The 26,400-nt window shown below is 62.8% G+C and carries 25 protein-coding genes; 9 read left to right on the plus strand and 16 right to left on the minus strand.

What is annotated here, in order from left to right; all coding sequences use genetic code 11:
- Positions 1 to 395 precede the first annotated feature (395 nt).
- The 3 genes from CSE6_RS05370 to pyrF form a co-directional block, all read right to left on the minus strand.
- Positions 396 to 1,379: a tripartite tricarboxylate transporter substrate binding protein gene (locus CSE6_RS05370; RefSeq protein ID WP_003064714.1), complete on the minus strand. Its 984-nt coding sequence runs from the start codon at positions 1,377 to 1,379 to the stop codon at positions 396 to 398.
- 205 nt (positions 1,380 to 1,584) lie between these two features.
- Complete coding sequence (locus CSE6_RS05375) at positions 1,585 to 2,493, minus strand: LysR family transcriptional regulator (RefSeq protein ID WP_012840359.1); 909 nt, start codon at positions 2,491 to 2,493, stop codon at positions 1,585 to 1,587.
- A gap of 19 nt (positions 2,494 to 2,512) precedes the next feature.
- Entirely contained in the window at positions 2,513 to 3,340 is an 828-nt protein-coding gene (gene pyrF / locus CSE6_RS05380; protein WP_003064718.1) for an orotidine-5'-phosphate decarboxylase, read from the minus strand.
- A 208-nt stretch (positions 3,341 to 3,548) separates the two neighbouring features.
- Between pyrF and CSE6_RS05385 the strand changes: the two genes are divergently transcribed.
- Entirely contained in the window at positions 3,549 to 4,433 is an 885-nt protein-coding gene (locus CSE6_RS05385; RefSeq protein ID WP_003064721.1) for a DMT family transporter, read from the plus strand.
- On the opposite strand, the gene CSE6_RS05390 is transcribed toward CSE6_RS05385, so the two are convergent.
- The 6 genes from CSE6_RS05390 to sucC all read right to left on the minus strand — a co-directional run bounded on the left by CSE6_RS05390 (position 4,430) and on the right by sucC (position 9,043).
- The gene (locus CSE6_RS05390) at positions 4,430 to 4,999 is read right to left on the minus strand and encodes a dihydrofolate reductase family protein (RefSeq protein ID WP_034351057.1); all 570 of its coding nucleotides are present in this window, start codon (positions 4,997 to 4,999) and stop codon (positions 4,430 to 4,432) included. The genes CSE6_RS05385 and CSE6_RS05390 overlap by 4 nt on opposite strands.
- 115 nt (positions 5,000 to 5,114) lie before the next feature.
- The gene (locus CSE6_RS05395) at positions 5,115 to 5,549 is read right to left on the minus strand and encodes a PaaI family thioesterase (RefSeq protein WP_059440040.1); all 435 of its coding nucleotides are present in this window, start codon (positions 5,547 to 5,549) and stop codon (positions 5,115 to 5,117) included.
- Positions 5,546 to 5,983, minus strand: coding sequence for a MerR family transcriptional regulator (locus CSE6_RS05400; RefSeq protein ID WP_034406581.1), 438 nt, complete (start codon positions 5,981 to 5,983; stop codon positions 5,546 to 5,548). Before CSE6_RS05400 ends, CSE6_RS05395 begins: the two co-directional genes overlap by 4 nt.
- Positions 5,984 to 6,123: 140 nt before the next feature.
- Positions 6,124 to 6,816: a TerC family protein gene (locus CSE6_RS05405; RefSeq protein ID WP_034351067.1), complete on the minus strand. Its 693-nt coding sequence runs from the start codon at positions 6,814 to 6,816 to the stop codon at positions 6,124 to 6,126.
- A 146-nt stretch (positions 6,817 to 6,962) separates the two neighbouring features.
- Complete coding sequence (sucD, locus tag CSE6_RS05410) at positions 6,963 to 7,862, minus strand: succinate--CoA ligase subunit alpha (protein WP_003064739.1); 900 nt, start codon at positions 7,860 to 7,862, stop codon at positions 6,963 to 6,965.
- 20 nt (positions 7,863 to 7,882) lie between these two features.
- Positions 7,883 to 9,043 carry an ADP-forming succinate--CoA ligase subunit beta gene (gene sucC, locus CSE6_RS05415; RefSeq protein WP_003064741.1) on the minus strand — a complete coding sequence of 387 codons (1,161 nt, stop codon included), beginning with the start codon at positions 9,041 to 9,043 and terminating at the stop codon, positions 7,883 to 7,885.
- A gap of 472 nt (positions 9,044 to 9,515) precedes the next feature.
- Here sucC and argC point away from each other — a divergent pair, with 472 nt between their 5' ends.
- From argC to yddG, 3 genes are all read left to right on the plus strand, one after another.
- Positions 9,516 to 10,448, plus strand: a complete 933-nt coding sequence (gene argC, locus CSE6_RS05420; RefSeq protein ID WP_059440041.1) for an N-acetyl-gamma-glutamyl-phosphate reductase — start codon at positions 9,516 to 9,518, stop codon at positions 10,446 to 10,448.
- Between the two features lie 343 nt (positions 10,449 to 10,791).
- Positions 10,792 to 12,135 (plus strand): MFS transporter, encoded by a 1,344-nt coding sequence (locus CSE6_RS05425; protein ID WP_034382450.1) that lies wholly within the window; start codon positions 10,792 to 10,794, stop codon positions 12,133 to 12,135.
- Between the two features lie 280 nt (positions 12,136 to 12,415).
- Positions 12,416 to 13,330, plus strand: coding sequence for an aromatic amino acid DMT transporter YddG (gene yddG, locus CSE6_RS05430; RefSeq protein ID WP_059440042.1), 915 nt, complete (start codon positions 12,416 to 12,418; stop codon positions 13,328 to 13,330).
- Positions 13,331 to 13,354: 24 nt separating this feature from the next.
- On the opposite strand, the gene CSE6_RS05435 is transcribed toward yddG, so the two are convergent.
- The 3 genes from CSE6_RS05435 to recA all read right to left on the minus strand — a co-directional run bounded on the left by CSE6_RS05435 (position 13,355) and on the right by recA (position 15,923).
- Entirely contained in the window at positions 13,355 to 14,089 is a 735-nt protein-coding gene (locus CSE6_RS05435) for a hypothetical protein (RefSeq protein WP_034382405.1), read from the minus strand.
- Positions 14,090 to 14,151: 62 nt separating this feature from the next.
- Positions 14,152 to 14,628, minus strand: a complete 477-nt coding sequence (recX, locus tag CSE6_RS05440) for a recombination regulator RecX (RefSeq protein WP_034351075.1) — start codon at positions 14,626 to 14,628, stop codon at positions 14,152 to 14,154.
- A 185-nt stretch (positions 14,629 to 14,813) separates the two neighbouring features.
- Positions 14,814 to 15,923: a recombinase RecA gene (gene recA / locus CSE6_RS05445; protein ID WP_003072158.1), complete on the minus strand. Its 1,110-nt coding sequence runs from the start codon at positions 15,921 to 15,923 to the stop codon at positions 14,814 to 14,816.
- A 138-nt stretch (positions 15,924 to 16,061) separates the two neighbouring features.
- On the opposite strand from recA, the gene CSE6_RS05450 reads away from it, so the two are divergent.
- The 4 genes from CSE6_RS05450 (at position 16,062) to CSE6_RS05465 (ending at position 20,110) form a co-directional block, all read left to right on the plus strand.
- Positions 16,062 to 16,553 carry a MarR family winged helix-turn-helix transcriptional regulator gene (locus CSE6_RS05450; RefSeq protein ID WP_012840368.1) on the plus strand — a complete coding sequence of 164 codons (492 nt, stop codon included), beginning with the start codon at positions 16,062 to 16,064 and terminating at the stop codon, positions 16,551 to 16,553.
- A 126-nt stretch (positions 16,554 to 16,679) separates the two neighbouring features.
- Positions 16,680 to 17,357: a response regulator transcription factor gene (locus CSE6_RS05455; RefSeq protein WP_003064757.1), complete on the plus strand. Its 678-nt coding sequence runs from the start codon at positions 16,680 to 16,682 to the stop codon at positions 17,355 to 17,357.
- Between the two features lie 112 nt (positions 17,358 to 17,469).
- Entirely contained in the window at positions 17,470 to 18,912 is a 1,443-nt protein-coding gene (locus CSE6_RS05460; RefSeq protein ID WP_003064759.1) for a sensor histidine kinase, read from the plus strand.
- A gap of 220 nt (positions 18,913 to 19,132) precedes the next feature.
- Positions 19,133 to 20,110, plus strand: coding sequence for a tripartite tricarboxylate transporter substrate binding protein (locus CSE6_RS05465; RefSeq protein WP_003064761.1), 978 nt, complete (start codon positions 19,133 to 19,135; stop codon positions 20,108 to 20,110).
- 90 nt (positions 20,111 to 20,200) lie between these two features.
- Here the strand turns inward: CSE6_RS05465 and CSE6_RS05470 are convergent, their stop codons facing one another.
- The 3 genes from CSE6_RS05470 to CSE6_RS05480 form a co-directional block, all read right to left on the minus strand.
- Positions 20,201 to 21,004 (minus strand): hypothetical protein, encoded by an 804-nt coding sequence (locus tag CSE6_RS05470; protein WP_059440043.1) that lies wholly within the window; start codon positions 21,002 to 21,004, stop codon positions 20,201 to 20,203.
- Positions 21,005 to 21,168: 164 nt separating this feature from the next.
- Positions 21,169 to 21,999: a biotin--[acetyl-CoA-carboxylase] ligase gene (locus CSE6_RS05475; RefSeq protein WP_059440044.1), complete on the minus strand. Its 831-nt coding sequence runs from the start codon at positions 21,997 to 21,999 to the stop codon at positions 21,169 to 21,171.
- Positions 22,000 to 22,133: 134 nt separating this feature from the next.
- Positions 22,134 to 22,640, minus strand: a complete 507-nt coding sequence (locus CSE6_RS05480; RefSeq protein WP_059440045.1) for an SET domain-containing protein — start codon at positions 22,638 to 22,640, stop codon at positions 22,134 to 22,136.
- A gap of 117 nt (positions 22,641 to 22,757) precedes the next feature.
- Here CSE6_RS05480 and CSE6_RS05485 point away from each other — a divergent pair, with 117 nt between their 5' ends.
- Positions 22,758 to 25,682 carry a DNA topoisomerase III gene (locus tag CSE6_RS05485; protein ID WP_059440046.1) on the plus strand — a complete coding sequence of 975 codons (2,925 nt, stop codon included), beginning with the start codon at positions 22,758 to 22,760 and terminating at the stop codon, positions 25,680 to 25,682.
- A gap of 60 nt (positions 25,683 to 25,742) precedes the next feature.
- Here CSE6_RS05485 and CSE6_RS05490 read toward each other — a convergent pair whose 3' ends face one another.
- The gene (locus CSE6_RS05490) at positions 25,743 to 26,336 is read right to left on the minus strand and encodes a TetR/AcrR family transcriptional regulator (RefSeq protein ID WP_059440047.1); all 594 of its coding nucleotides are present in this window, start codon (positions 26,334 to 26,336) and stop codon (positions 25,743 to 25,745) included.
- Positions 26,337 to 26,400 lie beyond the last annotated feature (64 nt).

Here is a 26,400-nt window from a genome sequence, read left to right on the forward strand (position 1 = left end):
ATTCGGTATTGCCCCTTTTGCCCACGCCTGCGACGGCTGCCTCTTGTGGCGGGCAGTTGCACCGTAGAGTGCAACTGCATCGTCATCACTTTTACGGCAACGTGTTTGAGCGCAGAGCGAAGCTCGAAGTGAGTTTTGCCGTACAGCCACAAGAGGTTGACGGCGCAGGTTACCCCGTAGCGTAGCGAAGGGGGCGTGGGTAACAGGAGCGGTGTTCTTTGCTTACTTTCTTGGGGGCGGCCCCCCGCCACCAGCAAGAAAGTGAGTCGGCAAGGCGGGCCGAGACCCGCCCTCTGTCCTGCAACCAGCAGAAAAAACAAAAACGGCCTGCGCCCCAGAGGCACAAGCCGTTTCCCAACCGAAGCGACCTCAGGCCGCCGCCAGTCAACGCAAGATCAGTTCTCGATCTTGGCGAACTGAACAATCTTCGAGTACTTGGCAATCTCGGTGTTGATGTACTTGCCGGCATCCACCTTGGGATCGGCCACCACATTGCCGGTCTCTTCCATCTTCTTGCGGAACTCGGGCGAAGCCATGGTTTCCTCCAGCGCCTTCTTCAGCTTGGCAGCGATGGGAGCGGGCAGGCCCTTGGGAGCCATCAGCGCAAACCAGCTGTTGATGTCCACGTTCTTGAACTGGGGCAGCTCGGACAGGGCAGGAATATCGGGGGTGATGGCCGAGCGCTTGGCTTCGGTCGTGCCCAGGGCCACGACCTTGCCGGCCTTGATATGGGGCAGGCCCGAGGACAGCACGAACACGCCAAACTCGATGTTGTTGCCCACCAGGTCGGTGGTCAGAGGCGCCACGCCCTTGTAGGGTACATGGGTCATCTGCAGCTTGCCCTGCTCCTTGACCAGCTCGCCGGCCAGGTGCAGCGCCGTGCCCACGCCGGAGCTGCCGTAGCTGAACTTGTCGGGGTTCTTGGACACCAGGCTCACGAACTCGGCCGCGTTCTTCACGCCAGCCTTGTGCGATGCGACCAGCACCATGGGCTGGGAACCCACCAGACCGATGGGAGTGAAGTCGCCAATGTTGTACTTCACGGCCTTGTTGATGAGCCTGGCAATGGCCAGCTCATTGTTGGCGCCCACCATGATGGTGTAACCGTCGGCAGGGGCCTTGGCCACCTTCTGCGCACCGATGGCGCCACCGGCACCGCCCAGGTTTTCCACCACCACGGGCTGGCCCAGCTGCTTGGCCAGGCCGTCGGCCACCAGACGACCGACCAGGTCGGTGCTGCCGCCGGCCGGGTAGCCCACGACCATGGTGATGGCCTTGCTGGGATAGTTGTCGGCGGCGATGGCAGGCACTGCCACGGCAGCGCCCAGCAGCAGGCCCGCGGCGATGGCGGTACGGCGGAGGATGTTTGTGTTCTGCATGAAACTATTCCGAATCTGTATGAGGCAATTGTCCGAATACGGAGAAAACCTTTTAGTGCCGATCTGGCACATTTCCGTGCCATTTCAGCACATCAACGCGTTTTTGAGCAAATAGAGGGGGAGCAGTGCCGCCAGGAGTCCGATACCAGCTGTTGTTTTTCCAGCTTCAAGTCTGGCCGCAGGCAAAAAAGGAGTGACTGCTCATTTACTGGCCAGTGATATCGGTCCAGAACTGCTCCGCAGCGGTGCTCAAGCGGCGTTTGGGCCGATAAAGCCGCACATCGAAATGCACGTCCAGGCTGCCGTCCCCGGCCAGCGCCAGACGACCGTCCTGGCAGTCGCGCTGCACCATGGACCAGGGCATCCAGGCCACGCCCAGGCCCTTGAGCACGTACTCGTAATTGGCATCCGCCGAATCGCATTCGATGCAGCGGCGCAGGCGCGGCCACAGCGGATGGCTGGCCAGATGATCTTCGGCCAGCCGCCCCAACGCCATGCTGTGCGAGAAAGCCAGATAGGGCACGGGGCTAGCACCGGGCAGCAGGGCCTGCGCCAGTGCAAACAAGGGCTTGCCTTCGGCATCGGCCCGCGCCACGGGCACCAGCTTGTCGCTCATCACCGTCAGATAGCTGAACTGGCGGCCATCCAGCCGCACGGCAATGGCCGCATGGTGATAGAGCAGGGCAAAGCTGACCTCGCCGCGCTGCAGCATATGCACGGTTTCGTCGAGTGTGCGGGTAACGATGCGCATCTCCGCCGTCTGCAGCACGCTGCCGTAGCGCGCCAGCCAGTCGGCCACGATGGTGCGCGCCAGGGTACGCCCCGTGGCCAGCGTGATCACATGGGCCTGCCGACCGGCCACGGCCTGCAGCTCGTCATGCGACTGGGCCAGGGTACGCACCATCTGTTCGGCGGTATCGCGGAAGGCTTCACCGGCCGGGGTGAGACGAACCGGCCCGCCGCCCGCTTCGATCAGCGGCGTTCCAGCCCATGCCTCCAGCGCACGAATGCGCCGGCCAAAGGCGGGATGGGTGACATGGCGCAGCTCTGCCGCACGGGTGAAGCTGCGCTCCTGAGCCAGAAGCAGAAAGTCTTCCAGCCATTTGCTTTGCATGGCCAGAGCCTACCCTGGCTCAGCTCTGGGCTGCAGCCTGCAGCGTGGCGCGCGTGGCGATGGCGGCTTCGCGTGCAGCCTTGGCAAAGTCGTCGCCCTGCCCTGCGTACAGAATGGCGCGCGAGGAGTTGATGATGATGGGTCCGCCGCCGATGCGGGCTGCCTTGACGGTTGCCACGGCATCGCCACCCTGTGCACCCACGCCGGGAATCAGCAGCGGCAAGGTGGGAGCCACGGCACGCACACGCTCGATCTCGTTGGGACGGGTTGCACCCACCACCAGGCCCAGCTGCCCGTTGGTGTTCCAGGGACCCTGGGCCAGCTTGGCCACATGCTCGAACATATGGGGGTTGCCAGGCACATCGGCCAGGACCTGGGCCTGCAGATCGTCACCGCCGGGGTTGGAGGTGCGGCACAGCAAAAAAGCTCCCTTGCCCTCGTACTTGAGATAGGGCGTGATGGAGTCGAAACCCATGAAGGGAGAGAGCGTCACGGCATCGGCGCCATAGCGCTCGAAGGCTTCCTTCGCATACTGCTCGGCGGTGGAGCCGATATCGCCGCGCTTGGCATCCAGAATCACGGGCACATGGGGTGCCACTCGGCGCATGTGCTCCATCAGCTTTTCGAGCTGGTCTTCGGCACGGTGGGCGGCAAAGTAGGCGATCTGGGGCTTGAAGCTGTTGACCAGATCATGGGTGGCATCGACGATGGCTGCACAGAAGTCGTAGATCTTGGACGCATCGCCCTTCATGGCACCGGGAAAGCGGCTGGGTTCGGGGTCCAGACCCACGCACAGCATGGAGTCATTGCGCGTGGACGCGTCGCGCAGCATGTCGATGAAAGTCATAAAGCGTGATTTTAATTGCTCGACCCTTCCAAGCCCCGCTACAGGTCTTGCGCCAAGCCGCAAAGCAGACGCACACACCAACTCAGTGACACCGAGGAAGCGCCGCCGCGCACCGACGGTGTCGTCCCCCTCCCGCGAAGCGAGTGAGGGGGAAGGCGCGAAGCGCCACAGGGGGAGAAAGTCATTCCGGGGGAGATAATCCACACCCATGCCTTCGTTCACGCCCAAACAGCTCATTCTTCTCGTCCTGCTCACCATCGTCTGGGGCCTGAACTGGCCGGTAATGAAGCTCGGCGTACAGCATTTCCCGCCGCTGAGTTTTCGCATGGTCAGCATGTGGATAGGCCTGCCGATTCTGGCCCTGTTTGTGACCAGTCAGCGCTTGCCGCTGACCATACCGCGCAGCTACTGGGGCCAGTTGGCCAAGCTCACGCTGTTCAATATGGTGCTCTGGCACTGCCTGATCATCATCGCCATCCCCACGCTGTCCAGCGGGCGTGCGGCGATTCTGGGCTACACCATGCCCATCTTCTCGGCCGTGTTCGGCAGCCTGTTCTTCAAGGACCGGCTGGGCGCACGCGCCTGGGCCGGCGTGGGAGCGGCCTTTGCCGGCGTGCTGCTGCTGCTGTGGCATGAGGTTGGCGCTCTGGGCAGCAAGCCCCTGGGCGTGATGCTGATGCTGATCGCCGCCGCCGGCTGGGCCTGGGGCACGCAGCTGCTGCGCCGCACCGAGGCACCGGTGCCGCTGATGACGCTGTCGCTGTGGATGGTGGCCATCACCACCGTGGTGCTGACCGTGCTGGCCTTTGTTTTCGAGCGCCAACAATGGCATATGCCCGACCAGAGCGCTCTGGCTGCCATCGCTTTCAATGGTGTGCTGGTGCTGGGCTTCGCCCAGGCCGTATGGTTCTATCTGGCCCGCAGCCTGCCGCCCGTGGCCTCCACGCTGAGCGTGATGATGATTCCGGTGCTGGGCGTGTTCGTGGGCGCCTGGTGGCTGGGCGAGGTCCTGCATTGGCAGGACTGGACTGCTGTCTGCCTGATGGTGGTGGCAATTGCTTCGGTGCTCTGGCCTGCCAGAAGCAGCCGTTAATTCGCGGGCGACTGCGTCTTGCACACGGTGTAGCGCAGCTCGGCCATTCCCGGGCCCATCTGCTGCACGGACTGCAGCTGCAGCACGGGACTCAGCAAGCGGCGCGGCAACAAAGGCTTGCCACGACCCAGAGTGGCCGAGCCAATCTGCACGATGACTTCATCGAGCAGGCCCGCGTCATGGAACTGTCCCGCCAGATCTCCGCCACCCACGATCCAGATGTTCTTGTCGCCGGCTGCAGCCCTCATGCTTGCCAGCACGGGCCGCACATCGCCGCTGACAAAGCGTACATCGGCTCCCTCTATCAACGGCAGCTGACGGCTGGAGAAAACCCAGGCAGGCTGTGCATAAGGCCAGGCCGCGCCGCTCTCCTTCTTCACCGCATCGGCGTTGCGGACCATCCACTCATAGGTGGACGAGCCCATGGCCAGCGCACCGACCTGCGCAATAAAGCCCGGATAGCTGGACTGCGTCAGGCTGCCCAACGGAAACAGCCAGTCCAGAGAGTCGTCTTCGGTGGCAAGAAAGCCGTCCAGGCTGGAAGCGGTGTAGTACTGGGTCTTCATGATGGGCTGTAGTTTGCCTTGAAGGCGCTGACTCGGCCGGTTACAGGCCCGCTATCGAGAAAAATCAATCTCGATAGCATCCAGCGTTCAGGCGCTACGCCCCCCAAAAGGCCCCCTACTGTGCAGGCGCCAGGTTCCGCGCCGTGGCCAGCATGGTGGAGCACAGCAGCTCCCGGCCCGCCTTGCGAGAAAACACATCCGCCCTGGCCACCGTCAGCAGCTTGCTGGCCTGGATGACGCGGCCACGTGCCAGCAATGTCTCGCCATCGGCAGGAGCCAGGTATTTGATGCTGCAGTCGATCGTGGCATTGAGCCAGCCCGGCGGCAGCAGCGTCCCTGCCGCCGATACGGCGGCAAAGTCTGCGATGGCAAAGACCGGCGTTGCCTGCAACTGGCCGGGCCTGAAACTCAGACTTTCCTGGTAGGGCAGGCAGAGATCGACCTCGCCGGGCTCTATGCGTTCAAAGCACAGTTGCAGCATCTGCGCCACTGGCATGGACAGCACCAGCGCCCTGATGTCTCGGGCAAAGTGTTCGTTCTGCGGTGTCATGACTTGCTCCCCCTCCTGCCGGATGGACCGGCATCATTGCCGCCTCGCGCAGAGACGCGAGGAAATCCCGGTTTCGAGGCTGGCCGCTGCTCGCGCAGACGAAACCATTCCACATGGGAAACCAGGTGCTGACGCAGAGCGTTGCGCTTGGCGATTTCGGCATCGATCTCGGCAATGCGCTCCTCAAGCCTGCAGACGATCTCGCTGGCCGTCAGGGACTTGCAGCGGTAGGCCGGCAATACCTCGGCAATCTGCGCAAGAGAGAAACCACATTGCCGCGACATGGCGATGAATCGCAGCTCGCGGATCACGCTGTCATCGAACTCGCGGTAGCCGGAAGGACGCCGGCTGGCGGCAATCAGGCCCAGACTCTCATAGTGGCGAATGGCGTGTACGGACACACCCGACAGGCTGGCAAGTTCCGATATCTGCATGGCGACAAGGCTAACAAGCCTGGGGTTACACGAAGGTTGGTGTCCGCCAGATGTTCACACAGTTTGTCTCCGCACTGCGGCCATAAAAAAACGCACTGTGAATCCACAGTGCGTTCTTTGGGGAGAGACTTCCGGGGCGATCAGGCCGCAGCGACTTCCTTCTTTGCAGAGCGTGCCTGCATGAACTTGCCCAGTCCGACCACCAGCACGGCACCGACCGCAGCGGCAGCATAGTGCAGCCAGGGGTGGGCCATGGTGTAGCCATGCAGCAGGTTGTCGTTGACGATGGTCTCGCCGCCCACCCAGCCGATCAGCGCCGCGCCCAGCGTGACGATGACGGGGAAGCGTTCCATGAGCTTGATCATCAGCGTGGAGCCGAAGATCACCAGGGGAATGGAGATGGCCAGACCCAGGATCAGCAGCACCATATTGCCCTGGGCGGTAGCGGCCACGGCAATCACGTTGTCCAGGCTCATCACCAGGTCGGCAATCAGGATGGTGCGGATGGCGGTCATCATGGAGCCATGGCCCTTGGATTCGCCCTCGCCGTCTTCGTCGCCGGTCAGCAGCTGATAGCCGATCCACAGCAGCAGGCAGCCGCCCACAACCTGCAGGAAGGAGAGTTCCAGCAGCTTGGCAGCCACCACGGTCAGCACGATACGCAGCACCACGGCGGCGCCGGAGCCAAACATGATGGCTTTCTTTTGCTGTTCAGGGGGAAGAGAGCGCGCGGCCAGTGCGATGACCACGGCGTTGTCGCCGGAGAGAATGATGTTGATCCAGATGATCTTCACCAGGCCGATCCAGAAATCGGCGCTATTGAGAAATTCCATTTGTGACTCCACTGTTTTGAATATGAAAGCGCCGCATTGCGCGGCGCTTTCTTTTAAGAGTGGAGGCAGTGTAGGGCGCGAAGCCCATCTTGCCAGTTCGTAATACTGCGTAAATTCAACGCTGTATCACGAACTTTTGCACGAGCTTACTTCTTCAGCAGGCCTTGCAGCAGGCGACCCATTTCGGAAGGGTTGCGGGTGATGGTGAAGCCGCACTCTTCCATGATGGCCAGCTTGGCATCAGCAGTGTCGGCACCGCCGGAGATCAGGGCACCTGCGTGGCCCATGCGCTTGCCGGGAGGGGCAGTCACGCCAGCGATGAAGCCCACGATAGGCTTCTTCATGTTGGCCTTGCACCACTGGGCAGCTTCGGCTTCATCGGGACCGCCGATTTCACCGATCATGATCACGGCATCGGTGTCGGGATCGTCGTTGAAAGCGCGCATCACGTCGATGTGCTTCAGACCGTTGATGGGGTCGCCACCGATACCGACGGCGGAGGACTGGCCAATGCCCAGTTCGGTCAGCTGAGCCACGGCTTCGTAAGTCAGCGTGCCGGAACGGGACACCACGCCCACGCGGCCCTTCTTGTGGATGTGACCGGGCATGATGCCGATCTTGATTTCGTCAGGCGTGATCAGACCGGGGCAGTTGGGGCCCAGCAGCAGAGTCTTCTTGCCGCCGGCAGCTTCCTTGGCCTTCATCTTGTTGCGCACTTCCAGCATGTCGCGCACGGGGATGCCTTCGGTGATGCAGATGGCCAGGTCCAGGTCGGCTTCAACAGCTTCCCAGATGGCAGCAGCAGCACCTGCGGGAGGCACGTAGATCACGGACACGGTAGCGCCGGTTTCCTTGGCAGCGTCCTTGACGGAACCAAAGATTGGGATGTCGAAAATCTTTTCGCCAGCCTTCTTGGGGTTCACGCCTGCCACGAAGCAGTTCTTGCCGTTCGCGTATTCCTGGCACTTTTCAGTGTGGAACTGGCCGGTCTTGCCAGTAATGCCCTGGGTGATGACCTTGGTGTCTTTGTTGATAAAGATCGACATGTTTCTATCTCCGGGGCGTATTACTTAACGGCAGCAACGATCTTGGTCGCTGCTTCAGCCATGGTGTCGGCAGCGATGATGGGCAGGCCGGAATCCTTGAGGATTTGCTTGCCCAGTTCTTCGTTGGTGCCCTTCATGCGCACGACCAGAGGCACGGACAGGTTCACGGCCTTGCAAGCGGTGACCACGCCGGTGGCGATGGTGTCGCACTTCATGATGCCGCCGAAGATATTGACCAGAATGCCCTTGACTTCGGGGTTCTTGAGCATGATCTTGAAGGCTTCGGTCACCTTCTCGGCCGTAGCGCCGCCGCCCACGTCCAGGAAGTTGGCTGGTTCGCCGCCGAACAGCTTGATGGTGTCCATGGTGGCCATGGCCAGACCGGCGCCGTTCACCAGGCAGCCGATGTTGCCGTCCAGGGAGATGTAGGCCAGATCGAACTTGGATGCTTCGATTTCGGCAGCGTCTTCTTCATCCAGATCGCGGAAAGCCACGATTTCGGGGTGACGGAACAGAGCGTTGGGGTCAAAGTTGAACTTGGCGTCCAGGGCCATCAGGTCGCCCTTGGAGTCGCAGTTCAGGGGGTTGATTTCCACCAGCGACGCGTCGGTGTCCATGTAGCACTTGTAGATCTTGGCGAACAGATCCACGGCCTGGTCCACGGACTTGCCTTCCAGACCGATGGCAGCTGCCACCTTGCGCGATTGCGCTTCGGTGATGCCGGTCAGGGGGTCGATCATCTCGGTGATGATCTTTTCGGGAGTGGAGTGAGCCACTTCCTCGATGTCCATGCCGCCTTCGCTGGAAGCGATCAGGGCAACCTTCTGTGTGGCGCGGTCGGTCACCAGCGACACATACAGTTCGTTCTTGATGTCGGCGCCGTCTTCGATGTACAGGCGGCGAACCTTCTGGCCTTCAGGGCCGGTCTGGTGAGTCACCAGCTGCATGCCCAGGATCTGCTCGGACAGCTTTTGCACGTCCTCGATGGACTTGGCAACCTTCACGCCGCCGCCCTTGCCGCGGCCGCCAGCGTGGATCTGGGCCTTCACCACCCACACGGGTCCACCCAGCTTCTGGGCTGCTTCAACAGCCTCTTGCACGGTAAACGCAGGAATGCCACGGGGAACGGGCACACCAAATTGGCGCAAGATTTCCTTGCCTTGGTATTCATGAATCTTCATGACTTTGTCTCTCTGAACTGAGGGGAAATACCCGCTTGCCACCGACTCGGGGGAGCCTGGCCATCGGGTTCATATGACATGGCGAGCAGGAATGTACCATGCTGCACCGCGCAAAACGACACCTGAACATGCGCAAAATCCACAATTTCGCGCAACTTTGTCGTGTTCCGGAAACAGCTGCAATGCCTTGAATTCTTTAGGGAAATTATTCCTACACGATATCTTTTCTTCCCGCAACTTTCTTATGTCTTATATACGAGTCAAGGACATTGGGGCAGCGGCTGGCAATGTGCTGACAACCGCTAATAGCTGCTACGTCTACTGGGCCATTCGCGCGAGACTTGCCCAAAAGACAGGCAGTGCACATCCCTGACGAGATTCAAGGACAATCACCGCTCGGAAAGCGGCAATGGTGCCGCAGGCAGCGGCATAGAAACCAAGAAATGCGCGCGCCGGTGCAGGAGAAAATGCAATGGCAAAAGTCTTTATTGACGGAGAAGCAGGAACCACGGGTCTGCAGATCCGTGATCGTCTGGTCGATTTTGCAGGTGTGGAACTGGTCAGCATCGACCCCGCACTGCGCAAGGACCCGGCCGCCAAGCGCGCTCTGATTGCCGGTGTGGATCTGGTCATCCTCTGCCTGCATGACGATGCCGCCCGTGAAACCGCAGCCATGGTGGACTCCATCACCGCAGAGACAGGCCGCGCCATCAAGATCATCGACGCCTCCACTGCCCACCGCACGGCCGCAGGCTGGGTCTACGGCTTCCCCGAACTGCGCGCCGACCAGCTCGACGCCGTGAAGAGCGCCACCCGCGTCTCCAACCCCGGCTGCTACGCCACGGGCGCCATCGCCCTGCTGGCACCGCTGGTGGCTGCCGGCCTGATTCCCGCCGACTACCCCGTGAGCCTGCCCTCCGTGTCCGGCTACACCGGCGGCGGCCGCACCATGATCGAAGCCTATGAAGGCGGCGATGCCGCACCTTACGAGGCCTACGCGCTGGGCCTGTCGCACAAGCACATTCCCGAAATCCTGCACTACACGGGCATGACCCGCCGCCCCGTGTTCATCCCCGCCGTGAGCAACTTTGCCCAGGGCATGCTGGTGCAGTTGCCGCTGCACCTGGACCTGCTGCCCGGCGCACCCAAGGCCGCCGACCTGCATGACGCACTGGCCAGCCACTACGCCAGGACCAATACGCCTGCCAACTGGGTCAGCGTGTTGCCGCCCACGGACGACAACAAGCTGGCCGCCGACACTCTGGCCAATACCAACAAGCTGGAGCTGCGCGTATTTGCCAACGAACAATACCGCCAGGCCGTGCTGATTGCCCGCCTGGACAATCTGGGCAAGGGTGCCAGCGGCGCTGCCGTGCAAAACCTGCAGATCATGCTCGGCCTGTAAGCCCTGCCCTGCTCCCGAAAAAACGGCCCTGGTGGCCGTTTTTTGCTTTCCATGTCCTGGCAAAAATCGAAAAAAAGAAATTAATTTTTCATATTTTCATTTTTGAAATTTAAATTTCTTGTTTTGTCCAGACGGAAAAGCACCGGCTGTGCTTTGCGCAAGCCACTTCTATAGTCGCCCCATCTGAGCTGTACCTGCCAGAGCCTTTCCCGGCCTTGTGATGCCGGCCGCGCCTGACCCCCGGCGCGGCGGCATCCGCGCAGGCAGCAGTGGATGCGCGGAGCTGCTACCCCTGCTCTCGTAGCCGTTCTCAGTCCCACTGTTGTACGAAAGCGAGGAAACCATGTCTTCCATCCCCGTCTCGGCGGCGCGCAGCGATGTCAGCACCGTGCAGGAGCGCGACATCACCTTTGGCCGCATCATCTGGCGGCTGATTCCGTTTCTCACCCTGATCTGGTTTCTGGCCTGGGTAGACCGTGTCAACGTCGGCTTTGCCAAGCTGACCATGATGAGCGACCTGCAATGGTCCGACGCCGTCTATGGCGCAGGGGCCGGCATCTTCTTCATCGGCTATTTCTTCTTTGAAGTCCCCAGCAATCTGCTGTTGCACAAGTTCGGGGCCAAGAAGACCATCATGCGCATCACCATAGGCTGGGGCGTGACCGGCATCCTCATGGCCTGGGTGCAGACGCCTTTGCAGTTCTATGTGCTGCGCTTCTTGATGGGTGCTTTCGAAGCCGGCCTGCAGCCCGGCGTGATTCTCTATCTGACCTACTGGTTGCCGGCGCACCGCCGCGGCAAGGCCCTGGCGTTCTTTGTCTCGGCGTCGGCCCTGTCGCTGATGCTGGGCAGCCCGATTGCCGCCTATCTGATGGAAACCTTCCATGGCGTGGCCAATCATGCGGGCTGGCAATGGCTGTTCATCATCGAAGGCATTCCGTCCGTTCTCGCGGGCATTGCTGCCTACTTTCTGCTCAGCGACACACCGGCCAAGGCCCCCTGGCTCAGCGCCCGTGAAAAACAGCATGTAGCCGAAGAGCTCAAGGCCGAGGAAGCCTCTTTGGGCCAACGCGAGCACAGCTTCTGGGCCTCCATGCGCAACCCTCGCGTGCTGATGCTGATCCTGATCTTCTTCTGCATCGTGGCCGGCAACTCCACGCTGGTGTTCTACGGACCCAGCATCGTCAAATCCGTGGGCATCACCGACCTCAAGACCTTGGGCTGGGTCATGTCCGTGATCTACGCCTGTGGCTGGATAGGCATGGTGGGCAACGGCTGGCTGTCCGATCGCAAAAAGGAAGTGCGCTGGCACACGGCGATTGCCGCTGCCATGGGCGCTGTCGGGCTGGTGCTGACGGCCTTGTTCCTGCAGCAGGGCAATGTGGCCGGCGTCGTCGCGTCTCTGGCTCTGTCATCGCTGGGCACCATGGGCTCCATCCCCGTGTACTGGCAGATTCCCAACCGCTTCCTCTCGGCCACTGCCCTGGTTGTGGGCCTGGCGGTCATCAACTCTGCAGCCAATCTGGCCGGCTACTTCTCGCCGCAGTTGCTGGGTCTGCTCAAGTCCAGCAGCGGCTCGTATGCGCCAGGCCTGCTCATCATCGCTGCCGTGGAGTTCTGTGCCGCCATTCTGGTGCTGCTGTTCGTGAAGCGCGACAGCGCCGGGGTCGCCAAACAGCATCCATGACCCATAGGCCGCAGGCCAGATGCAATATGCGCAAGCAGTTCCACGACAGCGATGACAATATGCACGGCATGACCGTCAACGGCAGAGTGCCGGGCCGCGCATAGCGCAGCCCTCGCCCTTACCCTCCAAAGCCGCAGGTCTGCGGCTTTTTTCATATCTGCATTCATCAATTTCGTAGCAGCCTGCGCAGCATTTACAAGGTTTACATGGCAGTTATTGTGAATTTTTCAGATAGGACTAACGTTAACAGCTCCTGCTTCAGGAGCAGGAACGGCTGCGCATGAACGCAGCCGCCGCGCAAAAGGCCACGGCCATCGGCCTGATCGCCGTACTCTGCTGGAGTTGCACCGTGGGTCTGATGCGCGCCGTGGCCGAGCCGCTGGGCGCCGTCGGCGGCGCGGCCTGCCTCTACACCATGGCCGCCATCTGCATTGCCGCAGCACGCGGGCGCAAAGGCTGGCGCGAGCTGGCACGCTGGCGCAGCATGCACCCTGCCTACCTCTGGGGCTGCGGCCTGCTGTTCGTGGTCTATGAAATCTGCCTGTCCGTGGCCGTGGGCCTGGCCCACGACCGCAGCCAGGCCATGGAAATCGGGCTCATCAACTATCTCTGGCCCAGCCTCACCATCGTGCTGGCCGTGCTCTGCGGCCAGCAGGCGGCTCGCTGGTGGCTGTGGCCGGGCGTGCTGATCTGCCTGTGGGGTCTGGCGCGCGTGCTGGGCGGCGACAGCTTCAGCCTGCCGGTCATGTGGAGCCATGTGCTGGGCAACCCGCTGGCCTATGGCATGGTTTTTGCAGCCGCCCTGCTCTGGCCGGCCTACTCGCTGCTGGCGCGCCGCTATGGCGCCGGCTTCAACGCCGTGGGTCTGTTCGTGACCTGGACTGCCATCGCGCTGTGGCTCAAGTGGCTGATGCTGGGCGAGTCACAGCCCATGCTCTGGAGCTGGCTCACCGCCGGCCAGGTCTTGCTGGTCGGGGCGCTCACGGCACTGGGCTATAGCTGCTGGGAGCACGGCATCCAGCATGGCAAGCTGGCCCTGCTGGCTGCGGCGTCCTATTTCACACCCGTGCTCTCGGCGCTGATGGCCAGCGCACTGCTGCAGGTGCTGCCGGGCTGGAGCTTCTGGCAGGGCGTGGCACTGGTAACGCTGGGTTCGCTGGTCTGCTGGTGGGCTACGCGCAGCCACCGACATTGAGCCGGTGCCAGGCCGGCCGGGCGCTCAGGCGGTCAGCCAGATGCCCAGGCCGAGCACGACGGCATGGCCGGCCAGCAAAATCCACAACAGCGTCCAGGGCGGCTCGGTCAGGCCCTGCAGCATCTCCTCGATGCGAGCGCCCAGAAAAGCACGCAGCGCCGGGTCGTCCTTGCCGCCTTCGCTGCCCCACTGGGCACGTGTGCGCCCCCATTCCTCGAGCAGATCGGACAGCGGCAGGCGATTGAGCACGCTGCGCACCACGAACTGCACAGCGCGCCCGTTGCCCACCCAGGGCTGCAGATGCTCCATCGCCGCGCCCACGGTGAGCAGGTCGGCCGCCTTGTGCATGGCCTTGTGAGCGCTGGGCAGGGCCTCGATGCGCTGTGCCAGCATGGCAGCCAGGCGCTCGGCCAGGCCCTGGCCGTAGCGCGCCACCAGCTTGCCTGCCGCGCGGGCGCGGCCCAGCTGCAGACCGACCATGAGGTAGGCGGGGATGATGAAGATCAGCACCACGGCCACCAGCAGCGGCGGCGACATCAGCAGGCTGATCACGGCGCCGTAGATGCCGGTATGGGCCGAGGCATGAATGCCCTGGCCGGGATCGGCCATCAGGCGGGAAAAATAGAACACGGCCGCGCCGCAGCCCAGCACCAGGGCCAGCAAGGCACCCAGCATCAGGCCGCCCAGCAGCGATTTGCCGGCACTCAGGCCCACGCGCAGGGCGGATGGGGAATCAGGGGGTTGCGAAGCAGTCAGCACGTGGGTCCCTCCGGTGTAAGAAGCTGTTTCCGCCGCAGGCGGGCGGGGACCGGGTGGCCGCCTCAGTCCTCGTCCTCGCTGTCGGGTGCAGGGGAGTATGGGGCATCGCGCAGCACGCGTGAAGCCACGCTGGACGAAAAGCCGCGCGACGCCAGAAAGCGCAACTGCCTGGCCTTTTCCTTGAGGTCGACGGGCACGCTGCCAAAACGCTTGCACCACAGCTCGCGCGCGCGCTGCAGCTCGCTGCCGCGCAGCTGCTCGCCCGCCTGGCGCACGGTCTCGTCATCAAGCCCCTTGCTGCGCAGATCATGCACCAGACGCGCTGCGCCATAACGGCCGGCCTTGCTGCGCAAGACAGACTCGACCACGCGCTCCACGCTGATGAAGCCCCGCTGCTCCAGCTCGTCGAGCACGGCATTCAGATCGTCGCCCTCCTCCACATGGGCGGCCAGCTTGCGCTGCAGCTCCAGCCGCGAATGCTCGCGCTGCGCCAGCAGCTTGAGGGCGCGGCCCTTGAGTGAAAGTTTGGCAAAGCTCACGACGCATCTCCAGAAACAAAAAGGCGCAGGACGAACCTGCGCAAAGATGGCAAACCTTTTGAGCAATGAGGCCCGCACTCAAACACTGGCGCTCACCAAGCCAGGGACATCAAGCAGGGGCCGCACCCGCAGCGAGGATGTAGTCCCCTTTCGCGAAAGGCGCATGGCGCCTCAGGGTGACTGAATCAACCTTCAATCACGCCGTCCTTGTCCACCTTGCCCTTGCCGCCCTTGGCAGGCTTGGCTTCGGCAGCCGCAGCACCGTCCACGGGCAGCAGCTTGATGCCCAGGCTTTCGCGAACCTTGTTTTCGATCTCAATGGCCAGCGCGGGGTTCTCGCGCAGGAATTCACGCGAGTTGTCGCGGCCCTGGCCGATTTTTTCGCCGTTGTAGGCATACCAGGCACCGCTCTTTTCCAGAATCTTGGCATTCACGCCCATGTCCAGGATCTCGCCTTCGCGGCTGATGCCTTCGCCAAACAGAATGTCGAACTCTGCAGTCTTGAAGGGGGGCGAGACCTTGTTCTTCACGACCTTGACCTTGGTTTCGTTGCCGATGGCCTCGTCGCCCTTCTTGATGGTGCCGGTGCGGCGGATATCCAGACGCACGGAGGCATAGAACTTCAGCGCATTGCCGCCGGTGGTGGTCTCGGGCGAGCCGAACATCACGCCGATCTTCATGCGGATCTGGTTGATGAAGATGACCATGCAGTTGGTCTTCTTGATGGTGGCCGTCAGCTTGCGCAGGGCCTGGCTCATCAGACGGGCCTGCAGGCCGGGCAGGGCATCGCCCATCTCGCCTTCGATTTCGGCCTTGGGCGTCAATGCGGCCACCGAGTCGATGACGATCAGGTCAACGGCACCCGAACGCACCAGACTGTCGCAGATTTCCAGAGCCTGCTCACCGGTGTCGGGCTGGCTGATCAGCACGTCGCTGAGGTTCACGCCCAGCTTCTGGGCGTAGCTGGTGTCCAGCGCATGTTCGGCGTCGATAAAGGCGCAGGTGCCGCCCTGCTTTTGCATCTCGGCAATGACCTGCAGCGTCAGCGTGGTCTTGCCCGAGGATTCGGGACCGTAGATTTCGATCACGCGGCCACGGGGCAGACCACCTACGCCCAGCGCGATGTCCAGACCCAGAGAGCCGGTGGAAACGACCTGAATGTCTTCGATGGCCTCACCTTCACCGAGCTTCATGATGGTGCCCTTGCCGAACTGCTTTTCGATCTGGGCCAGGGCTGCAGCCAGGGCTTTGGCTTTTTCGCTGTTGGCGTCGTTGGTCTTGGCGATGGCGTTCATATCAGGCTCCGAAGTAGGTGAATGACTGTCTGTGGCCAGTCCTGTTTTTGCATTCAGGCTGGATGCTTGAACAGTAGTTTAGATGCGGATACTGCAGATTTATTTAAATATTTAGTCAGTTTGCCTTACTATTTATCCATGTCAGAAATCGCCCCTGTCACCCCGCCCGCCGATGCCTGGCGCCAGACCCATCTGGGCCGTTTGCTGGGCCATGCCATGCGCCGCTTCGATGCGCGCGTGCTGCAGCTCATGGCGCGTGCAGTGGAGGTGCCGCTGGCGCTATCCAATCTGGCGGCGCGCGACAAGGTAGGAGCGGCCCATATCCACATCACGCGCCATCTGTCGCTGGCTGGCGACCGGCTCACCGATCTGGCCGACAAGGCCGGCATGACCAAGCAGGCCATGGCCGATCTGGTGGCGCAGTGCGAAGCCTGGGGATTGGTCACGCGCGAGGCCGACCCGCATGATGCGCGCGCCAGGCGCGTGCGCTTCACCGATGCGGGTCTGGCCTGGCTGCAGGCTTTTCACGACGCCGTAAGCCAGGCCGAGGCCGAATTTCGCGAAGCCGTGGGCGCGGATGTGGCCACCGTGGTCGCGCTGGGCCTGGAAGCCTATGCCGAAGGCTACTGAGATTCTGTATTGACGCCTTCTTGACGCCTATGAGCGGCTGTCGAGAATTGCCCCGAACGGCCATGAGCCATCCCTACAATGGCAGCAAAAGTGCAAACAGGCACACATAACAAGCAGGAGACACACATGCGCATACTGATTGCCGAAGACGACCAGGTGCTGGCGGATGGCCTGCTGCGCACGCTGCGCAGCTCGGGTGCCGTCGTCAGCCATGTGGCCAACGGCAGCGAGGCCGATACCGCCTTGCTGACCAGCAGCGAATTCGATTTGCTGATTCTCGATCTGGGCCTGCCAAAGGTGCACGGCCTGGAAGTGCTCAAGCGCCTGCGCGGGCGCGGCGATGCGCTGCCGGTGCTGATTCTCACGGCCGCCGATTCGATCGAAGAGCGCGTACAGGGCCTGGACTATGGTGCGGACGACTACATGGCCAAGCCGTTTGCGCTGTCCGAGCTGGAAGCGCGCGTGCGCGCCCTCACGCGTCGCGGCATGGGCGGCGCCAGCTCCACCATCAAGCATGGCCCGCTGGTCTATGACCAGACCGGCCGGGTCGCCACCATAGACGGCAAGATGGTGGAGCTGTCGGCGCGCGAGCTGGGCCTGCTGGAGGTGCTGCTGCAGCGCGCGGGCCGCCTGGTCAGCAAGGACCAGCTGGTGGAGCGCCTGTGCGAATGGGGCGAAGAGGTGAGCAACAACGCCATCGAGGTCTATATTCACCGCCTGCGCAAGAAAATCGAGAAAGGCCCGATCCGCATCGCCACCGTGCGTGGCCTCGGCTACTGCCTGGAAAAGATAGCCCCCCCCTGAGCGGCTTTGCCTAGGCGGCCCCCACCGCTTCCCCCCGAGGGGGACGATGGCCTTTGCTGCGGGGCGGCCCTTGCTGGCCATCCCTGAGTTGGAATACGCCAGTTTTACAAGCATGAAAATTTTTCAGCGTGAGCAGCGATCCCTCTTTGGCGAGATCCTCGACTGGATGCTCACGCCGCTGCTGCTGCTCTGGCCCGTGAGCCTGGCGCTGACCTGGCTGGTGGCCCAGGGCCTGGCCAACAAGCCCTTCGATCGCGCGCTGGAGTACAACGCCCAGGCCCTGGCTCAGCTGGTCATCGTGCAGCGCGGCAAGGTGCAGTTCAATCTGCCTCAGTCGGCCAGCGAGATCCTGCGCGCCGATGAATCGGACACGGTGTTCTTCCAGGTCAGCGGCACCAGGGGCGAATATCTGGCCGGCGAGCGCGACCTGCCGCGCCCGCCCTCCGTCGACGAGGACACGCCCACCGGCTCGGTGCTGCTGCGCGATGAGGAATACAAGGGCATTGACCTGCGCGTGGCCTATATCTGGGTGCGCATGCCGCTGCCCGGCGAGCCCAACGCCCTGGTGCAGGTCGCGGAAACACGCGAAAAGCGCAGCGTGCTGGCCACGGAAATCATCAAGGGCGTGATGCTGCCGCAGTTCGTCATCCTGCCGCTGGCCGCCCTGCTGGTCTGGCTGGCGCTGGCACGCGGCATCAAGCCGCTGCACCGGCTGGAGGAGCGCATCCGCGCGCGCAAGCCCGAGGATCTCTCGCCCATCAATCACAAGGATGTGCCGCTGGAGGTGGTGCCGCTGGTCGATTCGGTCAACGATCTGCTGCAGCGCCTGCATGACTCCATCGCCACGCAAAAACGTTTTCTGGCCGACGCGGCCCACCAGCTCAAGACCCCGCTGGCGGGCCTGCGCATGCAGGCCGACCTGGCCCAGCGCGAGGGCACGAATACCGAAGACCTGAAGCGCTCGCTGGCGCAGATCGGCCGCTCAAGCATGCGTGCCACCCATACTGTCAACCAGCTGCTGGCACTGGCACGGGCCGAGAGCGCCGTGCCCGCCATGCAGGGCTGCAACCTCGTGCGCATCGTCACCGACGTGGTGCAGGACTGCCTGCCGCGCGCCATGGACAAGCACATAGACCTGGGCTACGAGGGTGCCAGCGCCAGCACGCCCGGTGTCTGGCTCAACGGCAATGCCACGCTGCTGGCCGAGCTGGTGCGCAATCTGGTGGACAACGCCATCAACTACACGCCATCGACCAGCGAACAGCCAGGCGTGGTCACCGTGCGCGTGCAGGCCGATCATTTCGGCCAGATTCTGCTGCTGCAAGTCGAGGATTCAGGCCCCGGCGTGCCGCTGGGCGAGCGCGAACTGATCTTCCAGCCCTTTTACCGGGCGCTGGGCTCCGAAGCCGACGGCTCCGGTCTGGGCCTGCCCATCGTCATGGAAATCGCCCGTCAGCACGGCGCGCAAGTGCTGCTGCAGGATGCCAGGCCCGGCCATACCCCGCCGGGGGCGCTGTTTACCGTGCGCTTCAAGGCCATGCCCGGACAGCAGTGAAGCGCAACCTAAAAATGCACCAATTCGGTGCCTCCCAAGGCTGAGAAGCCGCGCCAGGCTTGGCTTTGCGCCCGTTTGCCCCGATGCGAATATCGGAAACTGCGTATTTGGCAAGTTCTCGCTTACCCTAGAATCAATTCGATCATGGGTTGTCTGAAGAGTCGCTATTTGCGCTCTGCAAGACAGCAATTTGGAATCACTGGATCCTGGGAGCTTTTTGATGCAACGACGTCAATTCATCTACACCGCCGCTGCTGCCGCAGCCGCTTCTTCTTTCTCCGGCATGAGCATGGCGCAGGACACATCGCGTCCTCTGCGTATCGTCGTGCCCTTCCCCGCTGGCGGCCCCACCGACATGGTGCCCCGCAATATGCAGGACGTGCTGATCAAGCTGCTGGGCGGCCAGGCCGTGGTGATTGAAAACAAGGCCGGCGCCGGCGGCTCCATCGGCATGGCAGAAGTGGCTCGCGCCACCGATGGCGTGACTTTCGGTATTGCCACCCTGTCCACCCATGGCGTGAACCCCGCCGTGTTCAAAAAGCTGCCTTACGACGCGATCAACGACTTCGTGGGCGTGACCGAGATCGTCAAGGCCCCCGGCGTGCTGGTGATCAACCCCAAGCTGATTCCCGTGAAGACTTTTGCCGAGTTTGTGGCCTACCTCAAGGCCAACCCCGGCAAGGTGTCCTATGCCACCCCCGGCAACGGCACCATCGGCCATATGTGGGGCGCCCAGTTCCTCAAGAGCACGGGCACCGAAATGCACCACATCCCCTACCGTGGCTCGGCTCCTGCCATCAACGACGTGCTGGGCAACCAGGTTCCCGTGTACTTCGACCAGGTGAACTCGTCCCTGCCCCATATCAAGTCGGGCAAGGTGCGCGCCCTGGCCGTGTCCTGGCATGAACGCCTGGACGTGCTGCCCGATGTGCAGACCTATGCGCAGGCCGGTCACCCCGATCTGAACGAGCCTTCCTGGTTCGGCCTGGTAGCCCCCAAGAACACGCCCGCCGCACAAGTGGAACGTGTGCAAAAAGCCATCATTGCCGCACTCAAGGACCCTGCCGTCAAGCAGCGCATGGCTGCTCAAGGCCTGTACCCCTCGGGCACATCGAGCGCCGACTTCACCAAGCAGATCGCCAGCGAAGTGGCCAAGATGAAGAAGCTGGCCGCCGTCGCCAATATTCATCTGGACTAAAAACAGGAGCTGGTTGCGCTTGTCGCAACTGGTTTTCCAATACAAAAGGCCTGCAAATGCAGGCCTTTCTTGCGATAGCAGCTACGAAAATTACTTGGCACAGGCCTGCAAGGCCTTGGGCACCAGATTCTTGCCAGCCAGCGCCGCCACTTCGTTGCGCAAGGTCGGCGTGGCCTTGGGCAGGCGCAGCGCATAGGTCGTCACATCGGGGCGCTCCTGCACCACGCGCGCCGTGCGCACGCCCTGGCGCGCGAAAGTCGCCAGCTGGCGCTGGGCGGCTTCTTCCGTCGAAAAACGCCCCAGCGACAGACCGGGCTCGAAGCTGCCGCCGGCGCGGTCGAAGTCGATATTCATCAGGCGCAGCTCGCCGCGCTTGCGGTCCATGAACTCGGCGTCTGGGAACTTGCCCATATAGACCATCCAGCGCCCGCCCTGATGGCTGGCCACCAGCTCCCAATCGCTCTTGGACTTGCCCGCCAGCGCACGGCGAATGCTGTCGGCCTGCGCCTCTTCGATGCCGTTGGCCTGATAACAGGCCTCGGGCTCTTTGATGGCGGTCTTGGCATCCTTTGTGTCCTTGGCGTCCTTGGTTTCCCTGGCCGCGACGGTTGCAGCTTCAGGCTTGCCATCCGACTTGCTTTCGGGAGCGGCTGGCGGCGCGCTGTCGTCCACCGCAGGCGCTTCGGGCTCCATAGTCTTTGCCGGTTCAACAGCCGGAGCTTGCGCCGCTTCGGGCTGCTGCAGCACCAGGGCATCCGGCCTGATCTGCTCCTGAAGGCGCTGCGGCTCGGACTGCAACTCCGGCGCCAGCCCCATGCCGGCCAGATAGCCGTGGCTCCACAGGTAGTAACCGGCGTTGCCCAGTACCAGGAGCAGAAAAACGATTCTCAGCATAGGTTTCTCACATCAGTTATCCATGGGCTGCAGCCGCTCGCGGGCAGCCGGGCAAGGGCCTGGGCGGCCCCGCCGCCCCGCAGCGAGGGCTGCGTCCTTCTCCCCTAGCGCGCACCGCGTAGAGAGAGGAGGAAGGCGCAAAGCGCCTCAGGAGGTGCTTCATTTCAAGCCTGCAGCGGGCTGCCAGCCGGACGCACGCTGATTTCGGAACTGGTCACGGTTTGCAGCCCGGTCGCTGTACGCACCAGAAAGCCGCCATCGGCAGCCACACCCTGAGCCATGCCGCTCGTGCCGTCGCTCAGATTCACCTCGCGTCCGGCCAGCAGGTCGCGCTGGGCGAAACGCTGCATCAGCGGAGCAAAGCCATGCCGGGCAAAGCTCTGCACCTCGGCCACCAGGTTGGGCAATATGCAGGCCAGGGCCGTGGGCGCATCCAGTGCGGCATCGAGCTCCTGCAGGCAGGCCGGGGCCGTGCGCATGCCGTCACCGGGACGGGGACGCACATTGATGCCGATACCGATCACCACATAGCGCGGAGCCGTCATATCGTGCTGCTGGCCGCCGACAAAGCTGGCAGTCTCGATCAGAATGCCGGCCAGCTTGCGGTCGCCCTCCAGCCACAGATCGTTGGGCCATTTGATGCCGATCTTGGGCGCAGCCCCCGCTGCGGGAAGCTGAGGCTGCAGGCTCTCGGCCACGCTCACGCCCACCGCCAATGACAGCCCCGACCAGTCGCGCGGTGCCAGCGGCAGGCCCAGCGAGAACATCAGCGAATCACCGACGCCGCTGACCCAGTTGCGGCCCAGGCGGCCTCGGCCCTGGGTTTGCTGCTCGGCAATCAACAGCACCGGATCCGTCAACCCGTCGCGCGCGCGGCGCATGAGTTCGGTATTTGAGGAGTCGATGGTCGGCAGCACCTCGACCGTAAAGCCCGGCAACTGCGGTGCAATGGCTTCCCACAAGGCTTCGGCATTCCAGTGAATCGGCTGAGTCATTTTTTATCTATTCAAATCTAGAAACTGGCGCAACGCAAGTCAGAGACGCCAAGCAAGGGCCGCCCCGCAGCGAGGGCGTCGTCCCCTTCCCATAGCGCAAAGCGCGTAGAGAGAAGGGGAAGGCGCGCAGCGCCTCAGGGGATGCTTGCAGGCATCGGCGGTCTCCAGCCCCTTTTCGGCGCCAGCATGGTGCCGCGGCAGTTCGCAGCGCCGCAGTAGCAGGCATATTCAGCCTTGAGCTTGGCCGTATAGCGCTCCTCCACCATCAGGCCATAGTCGTAGTTCAGTTCTTCGCCCGCTGCAATATTGCGCAGCGCCACGATATAGACGCGACCGTCGATCTCGTCGGTGTAGCAGTTGGGCGCGCAGCTGTGGTTGATCCAGCGCGAGGAATTGCCCTTGTGCGTGGCGTCTATCACCCGCTCATCGTCGACCTGAAAGTAAAAAGTGTGATTGGGCTGGCTGGGATCATGCGGATGACGGTCCTGCGCCTCCTGCCAGTCAATCACTTCACCCACGTACTCAATAATGGTTTCGCCTTCCGCAATATCCTGCGCGGCGAAAACGCCTTTGCCATGAACGCCGGAGCGCCGGGTCTGGATGCGTCGACCCGTTGAAGAGGCCAGTGATGTGCGGGGCATGTTTTCTCTGATACTTTGAATATGCACACATGTGCGCATGCGCGCGCGTGAGAAGCGAATTGTATGAGCCTGAGTTTCGATTCGGGTTCAGGTGGTTAATGACGACGAGAACACACAATGACTAAAACCCTGGTGATTGCAGAAAAGCCTTCTGTCGCACAGGACATCGTCCGTGCGCTGACCCCGGTGGCAGGCAAGTTCGAAAAACACGATGACTATTTCGAATCAGACAGCTATGTGGTGACCAGTGCGGTCGGCCACCTGGTGGAGATTCAGGCGCCCGAAGAATTCGATGTCAAGCGCGGCAAATGGAGTTTTGCCAACCTGCCGGTCATCCCCCCGCGCTTCGACCTCAAGCCCGTGGACAAGACCAAGACCCGCCTGAACGCCGTGGTCAAGCAGGCCAAGCGCAAGGATGTGACCGAACTCATCAACGCCTGTGACGCGGGCCGCGAGGGGGAGTTGATCTTCCGCCTGATCGAGCAATACGCGGGCGGCGCCAAGGGCGGCCTGGGCAAACCCGTCAAGCGACTGTGGCTGCAGTCCATGACGCCGCAGGCGATTCGCGACGGCTTCAACAATCTGCGCAGCGATGCCCAGATGCAGGGCCTGGCCAGCGCCGCGCGCAGCCGCTCCGAAGCCGACTGGCTGGTGGGCATCAACGGCACGCGCGCCATGACGGCCTTCAACTCGCGCGACGGCGGCTTCTTCCTGACCACCGTGGGCCGCGTGCAGACACCCACCCTGTCCCTGGTGGTGGAGCGCGAGGAAAAGATCCGCAAATTCGTCAGCCGCGACTACTGGGAGGTGCACGGCACTTTCGACGCCCAGGCCGGCCAGTACCTGGGCAAGTGGTTCAACCCGCAGTGGAAGAAATCGGACGATGCCGAGGCCAAGGCCGACCGCCTGTGGAACAAGGCCGATGCCGAAGCGATTGCCGCCGCCGTGCAGGGCAAGCCAGCCCAGGTGACCGAAGAGAGCAAGCCCACCACCCAGGCTTCGCCCCTGCTGTTCGACCTGACCAGCCTGCAGCGCGAGGCCAACGGCAAGTTCGGCTTCTCGGCCAAGACCACGCTGGCGCTGGCGCAAAGCCTGTACGAACGCCACAAGGCCCTGACCTACCCACGTACCGACTCGCGCGCCCTGCCCGAGGACTATCTGCCCGTGGCACGCCAGACCTTCGACATGCTGGCCACCAGCGGCATGCGCCATCTGACGCCCTTTGCCCAGCAGGCCATCAACGACAACTACATCCGCCCCACCAAGCGCGTCTTCGACAACAGCAAGGTGTCGGATCACTTTGCCATCATCCCGACCACGCAGGCCCCTTCGGGCCTGTCGGAAGCCGAACAGAAGCTGTACGACCTGGTCGTGCGCCGCTTCATGGCCGTGTTCTTCCCCAGCGCCGAATACCAGGTCACCACACGCATCAGCAAGGTGGAGCAGCACAGCTTCAAGACCGAGGGCAAGGTGCTGGTCAAGCCGGGCTGGCTGGCCATCTACGGCAAGGAAGCCGCCAACGAGGTGGAGGACGCCAAGGAAGGCGACAAGGGCCAGCCCCTGGTGGCCGTGCAGCCCGGCGAGCAGCCGCGCACCCACCACGCCGATGTCAAGGGCCTCAAGACCAAGCCGCCGGCACGCTACTCCGAAGCCACGCTGCTGGGAGCCATGGAAAGCGCCGGCAAGCAGATCGACGACGACGAGCTGCGTGAAGCCATGCAGGAAAAAGGCCTGGGCACGCCAGCCACGCGCGCGGCCATCATCGAAGGCCTGCTGACGGAAAAGTACATGCTGCGCGAAGGCCGCGAGCTGATCCCCACGGCCAAGGCCTTCCAGCTGATGACGCTGCTGCGCGGCCTGGAAGTCGAGGAGCTGTGCCGCGCCGACCTGACCGGCGAATGGGAATTCAAGCTGTCGCAGATGGAAAAAGGCCAGCTCTCGCGCGAAGCCTTCATGCAGCAGATCCAGGCCATGACCGAGAAGCTGGTCAAGAAGGCCAAGGAATACGACCGCGACACCATTCCCGGTGATTACGCGACGCTCTCCACGCCCTGCCCCAACTGCGGCGGCGTGGTCAAGGAGAACTACCGCCGCTATGCCTGCACGGGCGCCAATGGCGCCAGCGAAGGCTGCGGCTTCTCGTTCACCAAGTCGCCGGCCGGCCGCACCTTCGAGACGGCCGAGGCCGAGCAGTTGCTGCGCGAACGCCGCATCGGCCCGCTGGAGGGCTTCCGCTCCAAGGCCGGCTGGCCGTTCGTGGCCGAGGTCGCCATCGTGCGTGACGAGGAAAACAGCAACTTCAAGCTGGAATTCGACTTCGGCGACGACAAGGACTCCGAGGACACGGGCGAGATCGTGGACTTTGCCCACCAGCAAAGCCTGGGCCCCTGTCCCAAGTGCGGCTCGCCGGTCTTCGAGCATGGCGCCAACTATGTCTGCTCCAAGGCCGTGCCTACGCTGGCCCAGACCACGCCCAGCTGCGACTTCAAGAGCGGTCAGATCATTCTGCAGCAGCCCATCGAACGCGAGCAGATGAGCAAGCTGCTGCAGACCGGCAAGACCGATCTGCTGGAGAAGTTCGTCTCCAACCGCACGCGCCGCAACTTCAAGGCCTTCCTGGTCTGGGATGGTGCTGCGGGCAAGGTGAACTTCGAGTTCGAGCAGCGCGAAGGCAAATACCCGGCACGCAAGACTGCCGGCGCAGCGGCGGCCAAAACCACGACGGCTGCCGCCAAGAAGACAGGCACGGCGGCCAAGAAGACCGCCGCCAAGACAGCGACCAAGACCGCTGCGGTGAAGAAGCCCCGCACCGTGAGCGCCACGCTCAAGCCCAGCGCCGACCTGGCCGCCGTGATCGGCAGCGAACCCACCTCGCGCCCCGACGTGATCAAAAAGCTCTGGGACTACATCAAGGCCAACGGCCTGCAGGATGCCAAGGACAAGCGCGCCATCAACGCCGACGCCAAGCTCAAGCCGGTGTTCGGCAAGGAGCAGATAAGCATGTTCGAGCTGGCCGGTATCGTGGGCAAGCATGTGAGCTGATCGCCAGCCCTGGCGCAATGACCAACGAGGACCGCCGCGGCTTGCCGCTGGCGGTCTTTTTCATTTCAGGCAGCGCAGGGCGTTCAGATAACCGGATATGGCCGTGTTGGCGCGCTGGCGCAGCAAGTCCAGATCCGGCGGTGCATCGGCGGCCAGATAGCTGTGATTGAACAGGCCGTACAGAATGCACTGGCTCACCCGCGCAGCATCGCGCACCGGGTAGTCCGGGGGCAGATCGACGGCCTGCTCTATGGCTGCGGCCCAGGCATCCACAAAGCGTTCGAACATCTTGCGGTAGGCCTCGGAAGTGGAATAGTGGCGCTCCAGCAGATAGTGGGCACCCCATTCATCTGCCCGCTCGCGGTGCGCCTGCAGCTGTGACTCGATCACCGCCTCGGCAATCTGCATCAGCGGCTGGCCCGAATGACTGCCGGTCACGCCGCGAATGCCCAACAGCAGCGACTTGGAACGCAGATGCAGGCAGACCTTGGCCAGATCTTCCTTGCCCGAGAAGTACTCGTAGAAGCTGCCCAGCCCGGTGCCCGCCACCAGGACGATCTCGCGAACGGTGATTTCCGCGTAGCTGCGCTCAAGCAAAAGCCGAACAAAGGCGTCCTGCAGGGCCTGAAACGTCTGCCGCGCGCGGGACTGCAAAGGGCGGCGACGCCCTGCTGTCGCGGTCGAAGGAGTGCGTGGTTTCATGCTGGCCAAATCCGAA

The sequence above is a fragment of the Comamonas sp. E6 genome (genome assembly GCF_001010305.1).
Lineage (GTDB): Bacteria > Pseudomonadota > Gammaproteobacteria > Burkholderiales > Burkholderiaceae_C > Comamonas > Comamonas thiooxydans.